The sequence below is a fragment of the Paraburkholderia sp. BCC1886 genome (genome assembly GCF_900996245.1).
Lineage (GTDB): Bacteria > Pseudomonadota > Gammaproteobacteria > Burkholderiales > Burkholderiaceae > Paraburkholderia.
The window spans coordinates 24,540-31,291 of record NZ_CAAJGK010000058.1; the positions used below are offsets into that span (position 1 = coordinate 24,540).

General features: G+C 64.2%; 3 protein-coding genes. All 3 read left to right on the forward strand.

Features of this window, described 5'->3' with window-relative positions; all coding sequences use genetic code 11:
- Positions 1-2 precede the first annotated feature (2 nt).
- Positions 3-1,670, forward strand: a complete 1,668-nt coding sequence (locus FQ746_RS21930; protein ID WP_144111744.1) for an ATP-binding protein — start codon at positions 3-5, stop codon at positions 1,668-1,670.
- Between the two features lie 114 nt (positions 1,671-1,784).
- The gene (locus FQ746_RS21935; RefSeq protein ID WP_144111745.1) at positions 1,785-5,039 is read left to right on the forward strand and encodes a PAS domain S-box protein; all 3,255 of its coding nucleotides are present in this window, start codon (positions 1,785-1,787) and stop codon (positions 5,037-5,039) included.
- 193 nt (positions 5,040-5,232) lie between these two features.
- A partial coding sequence (locus tag FQ746_RS21940) for a filamentous hemagglutinin N-terminal domain-containing protein (RefSeq protein WP_260854129.1) occupies positions 5,233-6,752 on the forward strand: 1,520 nt, incomplete at its 3' end.

Sequence of the window (6,752 nt, forward strand, 5' to 3'; positions counted from 1 at the left end):
GTATGGAGCTACGCGTCCTCATCCTGGCGCCGTTCGGCCGCGACGCCGAGGTCATCGCCGAAGTCCTGCAGAAAGACGCCCGCGTGTGCGTAACGTGCCGCGATGTCGCCGCGCTCACCGAAGCATTGGAAACCGGCGCCGGCAGCGCGCTGATCGCCGAAGAAGCACTCGCGGACGGACGCGCCGCGCAGTTGTTCGCGTGGCTCGACAAGCAGCCCGCATGGTCGGACTTCCCGTTCATCCTGCTCGCCGCAAGCCGGGTCGCGCATCGTTCAGCGCGCGCCATCGAGACGCTCGAACGGCTCGGCAACGTGGTCGTGCTCGAACGTCCGCTGAACTCCGAAACGCTGCGCCGCGCAGTCGGCTCGTCGTTGCGGGCGCGGGCGCGCCAGTACGAATCGCGCCGCCATCTGGCCGAGCGGATCGAAGCACAGGACGCGCTGGTGCAACTGAACGACTCGCTCGAAGGCCGCATCGCCGAGCGCACACACGAACTCGCGTCCGCCAACAACCGTCTGATGATGGAGATTCACGAGCGCGCCAAAGTGCAGGCGGTGCTGGTGCAATCGCAGAAGATGGAAGCGCTCGGACAACTCACCGGCGGCATCGCGCACGACTTCAACAACCTGCTGAACGTGATCATGGTCAACTCGGAGTTGATCGCGCGGGTCAGCAGCGACGAGCGCATTCGCGGCATGGCCGCGACCGTCAAGCGCGCGACCGAACGCGGCGCGAAACTCACCGGCCAGTTGCTGACCTTCTCGCGCAACAGCAATCTCGATCTGAAAGCGGTCGACGTGGTGACCTTGCTGCAAGGCATGCGCGACATCATCACCGTGTCGCTCGGCTCGAGCATCCATTACGTCAACACGTTCGACGACGAAGAGATGTGGACCCAGGCCGATGCCAACCAGCTCGAACTGGCCATTCTGAATCTCGCCATCAACGCGCGCGACGCGATGCCGAACGGCGGTCAACTCGACATCCGCGTGAAGCAGCGCGAAGCGCCGGACCAGACACTCGAAGCAGGCCGCTACGTGGTGCTCGAAGTCGCCGATACCGGCTCGGGCGTGCCGCCCGAAGTCGTCTCGCGTGTGTTCGATCCGTTCTTCACCACCAAGCCGATCGGCAAGGGCACCGGCCTCGGCCTCAGCCAGGTGTACGGCATCGCGCGGCAAGCGGGCGGCACAGCGCGCCTCTTCAGCGAAGAAGGCGTGGGCACCACGGTCGAAATCTGGCTGCCGCTGCGCGAACGCGTCGCGGCGCAAACCGAAGCGGTCTCGGATGCCGAGGCAAACGCGGTCGGCGAAAAGCGCGTGCTGGTGGTCGAGGACGACAGCGAAGTGCGCGCGATGCTGGTGGAATCGTTACGGATGCTCGGCTACACCGTCACGGAGGCGGCCGACGGCCGCGCCGGTCTGAACCGGCTGCATGCCGACAACCCCGACCTGCTGATGGTCGACTTCGCGATGCCCGGAATGAACGGTATCGACGTGATCGCCGAGGCGCGCAAGACGCGCGAAGACCTGCCCGTGATTCTCGCCACCGGTTATGCCGACGTCGATATCTCCGGGCTCGCGGTGAAGCGCTGCACGATTTTGCGCAAGCCGTTCCAGCTCGACGATCTGGCGCGAACCGTCCGGCTCGGGCTGACGGCCGGCGCTGTGTGAAACTGTAGCCGCGAAAGCGCGCGGCCTGCCGCGCGCCGTCGGACCGGACCCCATAACAGAACGGCCATGCAACGGTGAGGAGCGCCGCTGCGTGGCCCCAGCGACAAACGCACAATGAACGACAGGCAATCGAGCGACGACACCGGCTATGGCTTCCTGCGCGGCGGCGGCGAGGTCGCGCGGATCATCGCGGCGCGCGACTGGTCGCAATCGCCCATCGGGCCGATCGACGGCTGGTCGACCACGCTAACCAGCACCGTCGCGCTGATCCTGCAATCGCCCGTGCCGATCGTCACGCTGTGGGGCGAGGACGGCGTGATGCTCTACAACGACGCCTATTCGGTATTCGCCGGCGGCCGTCATCCGCAACTGCTCGGCTCGAAGGTGCGCGAAGGCTGGTCGGAAATCGCCGACTTCAACGACAACGTGATGAAGGTCGGCCTCGCCGGCCGCACGCTGCGTTACGAGGATCAGGAACTGACGCTGCATCGCAACGGCGTCGGCGAACAGGTGTGGATGAACCTCGATTACTCGCCGATTCTCGACGAGCACGGCGTGCCGGTCGCGGTCATCGCCATCGTGGTGGAGACGACCGGCAAGGTCCGCGCCGAACGCTGGCTGAGCGGCGAGCGCGAACGCCTGCGGCGCATGTTCGAGCAGGCGCCCGGCTTCATGGCGATGCTGAGCGGTCGGGACCATGTGTTCGATATGGCCAACGCGGCTTTCGACGAGCTGGTCGGTGAGCGCGGTCTGGTGGGCAAAACGGTGCGCGACGCATTGCCCGAACTCGCCGATCAGGGCTTTTACGAGTTGCTCGATCAGGTGTACAGCAGCGGCAAGCCCGTCTCGGGCGCGGCCCAGGGCATCATGCTGAACCGTCACCGTAGTGCGCCGGCCGAGTTGCGCTATGTCGATTTCATCTATCAGCCGGTGCGCAACGAAACCGGCGACGTGATCGGCATCTTCGTGCAAGGCACCGACGTCACCGACCGGTTGCTAGCCGAACGCGAACTGCACGAGAGCGAAGCCAAGTTCCGCGGCTTCGCGCAAGCCATGCCGAATCAGGTGTGGTCGGCCGGGCCCGACGGCCTGTTCGACTGGTTCAACGACCGCGTCTACGACTATTGCGGCGTGGAGCGCGGAGGTCTCGACGGCGAGCGCTGGGCCACGATCCTGCATCCCGAAGACGTGGACACCGCAACCACGCTGTGGCGTCACGCGATTGCGCACGGCTCCACGTTCGAAGGCGAATTTCGCGTGCGCCGCGCCGACGGCGTGTACCGCTGGCACCTCGCCCGCGCGTTGCCGATTCACGACGACGACGGCACGCTGGTGCGCTGGGTCGGCACGCAGACCGATATCGAAGATCAGAAATCGGCCGCGCGCGCGCTCGAACGGCTGAACCAGACGCTCGAACAACAGGTCGCGCAGAGTACCGCCGACCGCGACCGGATGTGGCAACTGTCGACCGACGTCATGCTGGTCGCCGATTTCAAGGCCAACATCGTCGCGGTGAATCCGGCCTGGACGCAACTGCTCGGCTGGCAACAGAAAGATCTGCTCGGCCGCTCGTTCATCGACCTCATCCATCCCGACGACCGCGTTGCCACGCTCGCGGAAATGGGCGAACTCGGCAACGGCCAGCTCACCTACAAGTTCATCAACCGTTACCGGCGAGTGGACGGCCACTACGTCACGCTCTCGTGGACCGCGGTGCCCGACGAACGCTTCGTGCACGCCGTGGGCCGCGACATCACCGCCGACCGCGAGGCCGCCGATGCGCTGCGACGCACCGAACTCGCGCTGCAGCAATCGCAGAAAATGGAGACCATCGGCAAGCTGACGGGTGGCGTGGCGCACGACTTCAACAATCTGCTCCAGGTGATTTCCGGCAATCTGCAATTGCTGGCGGCCGACGTGGCCGGCAGCGAGCGCGCCGAGCGGCGGCTCGCCAATGCACTCGCCGGCGTGAGCCGCGGTGCACGGCTCGCGAGTCAGTTGCTTGCATTCGGCCGGCGCCAGGCGCTGGAGCCGAAGACGGTGATGATCAGCCGCCTGATCGCCGGGATGGAAGACATGTTGCGACGCAGCCTGGGCGAAGCGATCGAGATCGAAACGGTGATTTCAGCGGGTTTGTGGAATACCTATGTCGATCCGATTCAGGTCGAAAACGCGATCCTGAATCTGGCTATCAACGCGCGCGACGCGATGGACGGCATCGGCAAACTCACGCTCGAAGTCGGCAACGCTTTTCTCGACGATGCCTATGCCCGCGACCACGTCGAAGTGACGCCCGGCCAGTACGTGCTGCTCGCCGTCACCGACACCGGTTGCGGGATGACACCCGAAGTGCTGGCGCAGGCCTACGAACCCTTCTTCTCGACCAAGCCGGAGGGCAAAGGGACGGGCCTCGGTCTGTCGATGGTGTATGGCTTCGTCAAGCAGTCCGGCGGCCACGTGAAGACTTACAGCGAACCCGGACACGGCACGACCGTCAAGCTCTACCTGCCGCGCACGCGCGACAAGGAAGACATCGCGGTGAGCCCCGAATCCGCGCCGGTGATGGGTGGCGAAGAAACGGTCCTGGTGGTGGAAGACGACGACCAGGTGCGGACCACGGTGGTGGATATGCTGACCGAACTCGGCTATCGCGTGCTCAAGGCGAACGACGCGAGCAGCGCGCTGGTGATTATCGAGAGCGGCATTCCGGTCGATCTGCTATTCACCGACGTGGTGATGCCCGGGCCGCTGCGCAGCCCCGAACTCGCCCGCAAGGCGCGCGAGCGGATGCCGAACCTGGCCGTGCTGTTCACGTCGGGCTACACCGAGAATTCGATCGTGCATGGCGGCCGGCTCGACCCGGGCGTCGAATTGCTGAGCAAACCCTATACGCGCGAAGCGCTGGCGCGCAAGGTGCGGCATGTGCTCTCCAACGAACGGCAACGCGGCGTCGGCGTGACGGCAGCCGCGAACGTCGTGGCGAAGCGACAGGCTGCGCCGTTGATGCCGACGATCGAACCGCAGCGGCGGCTCTCCATTCTGTTCGTCGACGACGACGCGTTGATCCGCATTACGACCACGGAGTTGTTGCGTGATTTAGGGCATGTGGTGCACGACGCTGCGAGCGGTCAGGCCGCGTTGAGCGTTCTGCACACGGCGCCCGTGGATTTGCTGATTACCGATGTGGGCTTGCCGGATATTTCGGGCGAGACGCTTGCCGAACAGGCTCGGGCGCTGAATGCTCAGTTGAAGGTGGTGTTTGCGACCGGGGCGGATCATGTGACTACGCTGCCGGACTGCTGGCTGCTGCGGAAACCGTATGACATGGTGGCGCTGGAGGAGGTGTTGCGGCAGGTGGCGGAAGCGTAGCTGGGGGCGGCAGTAGTGGGCCTGATGTGATGATGATGTTCTGGAATTTTTTTAAGCCCGCTTTTTGCGGGCTTTTTTTATGTTTTGATGGGTTGTCTTTGAGGGTTATTTTTGGCCGGCGTTATTTTGGCCTTGACGGTTTTTGACAGTCCGGTTGGAGTCGTTCGGTAGGTTATGGGTTGTTGATCAATCCGTGAAATACAAGAAGATGAATCGGGACGCGTTCAGGCTGGTGTTCAGCAGAGTTAGAGGAATGCTGGTTGCCGTTGAGGAGTCGGCGACGGCGGCGGGTGGGAGTGGTGGGAGCAGGCGCTCGCGGCGGGGTGTCCTGGTAGCGTCTCTTGTGGGTATTGCGCTGGGCGGCGCGGCTCCTGGTGTTTCCGTTGCCCAGATCGTGCCGGGTGGTGAGCATGCGCCTTCGGTCGTGCAGACGCGTAATGGGCTGCCGCAGGTGGACATCAACCGGCCTTCGGGGGCGGGTGTTTCGGTTAATACGTATGGGCAGTTCGATGTGCCCTCGCGTGGGGTGGTGCTGAACAACTCGCCGGTGATCGTGCAGACGCAGCAGGCTGGACTGGTTAACGGGAATCCGAATCTGGGGGCCGGGCAGGCGGCGCGGGTGATCGTTAATCAGGTTAATAGCCGCGCGGCGAGCCAGATCAACGGGCATGTTGAAGTTGCTGGTCAACGGGCCGAGGTGGTGATTGCCAACGGGTCCGGCATCAGTGTGAACGGTGGTGGGTTCATCAACACCTCGCGCGCGATCCTGACGACCGGGACGCCGAACTATGCAGCCGATGGGTCGGTTGCCAGCTTCGATGTAAGAGGCGGCAGCATCGATGTTCAGGGTGCGGGACTCGATGGAGGTGCGACTGGTCAGATCGATCTGCTCTCGCGCGTCATGCACGCGAACGCGGCGATTCATGCGAAGAACCTGAATGTTATCGCGGGGGCTAACCGCATCGGCCATGACACGCTCGATGCGACGGCCATCGCCGGTGAAGGTCTGACGCCGTATATCTCCATCGACGTCAGCCAGATCGGCGGGATGTACGCGAACAGCATCGTGCTGGTGGGGACGGAAGCGGGCGTGGGTGTTTCCAGCAAAGGCGTGCTGGCCGCGCAGGCGGGTGACTTTACCGTGACCGCGGAGGGCAGGCTCATCCTCACCGGACAGACGGAGGCAAATGGTGATGTTGTGCTCTCCGGGCGCGAGGGTATCGGGAACAGCGGGACGGTCTACGCACAGCGCAATGTGACGGTGGCCTCGGCCGGTGCGCTGACGAATAGTGGCGTGGTGGCGGCGCAGAAGGACGTGACGGTTAAAGCCGCCAGCATTGTTTCAGATGGGACGCTTGGCGCCGGGATCAACGCCGACGGTTCGGTGGCGCAGGCGGGTGAGCTGCGGCTCGATGCGACGGGTACGCTGACGGCGACGGGGCGCAATGTGGCGGGTGGGAGTGCGACGCTACAGGGAGCATCGGTCAATCTCTCGGATAGCAGGACGTCGGCGAATGGCGACCTCAGGCTGACGGCAACGGCTGGCGATCTTGGTGCCTCGAACGCCACGATCGTCGCAGGCGGAGCACTGGATGTACGCGCTGCCGGGATGCTGCTCAACGATCGGGGCATGCTGTCCTCTGGTGGTCCGCTGACTATCAATGCGCGAACACTCTCGAACCGCAATGGACAGATCGTCTCCGGTGATTCGCT

Bases quoted from the DNA above. Each gene is read 5' to 3' on its own strand.
- FQ746_RS21935 (WP_144111745.1), top strand. From the start codon at position 1,785: ATGAACGACAGGCAATCGAGCGACGACACCGGCTATGGCTTCCTGCGC.
- FQ746_RS21930 (WP_144111744.1), top strand. From the start codon at position 3: ATGGAGCTACGCGTCCTCATCCTGGCGCCGTTCGGCCGCGACGCCGAG.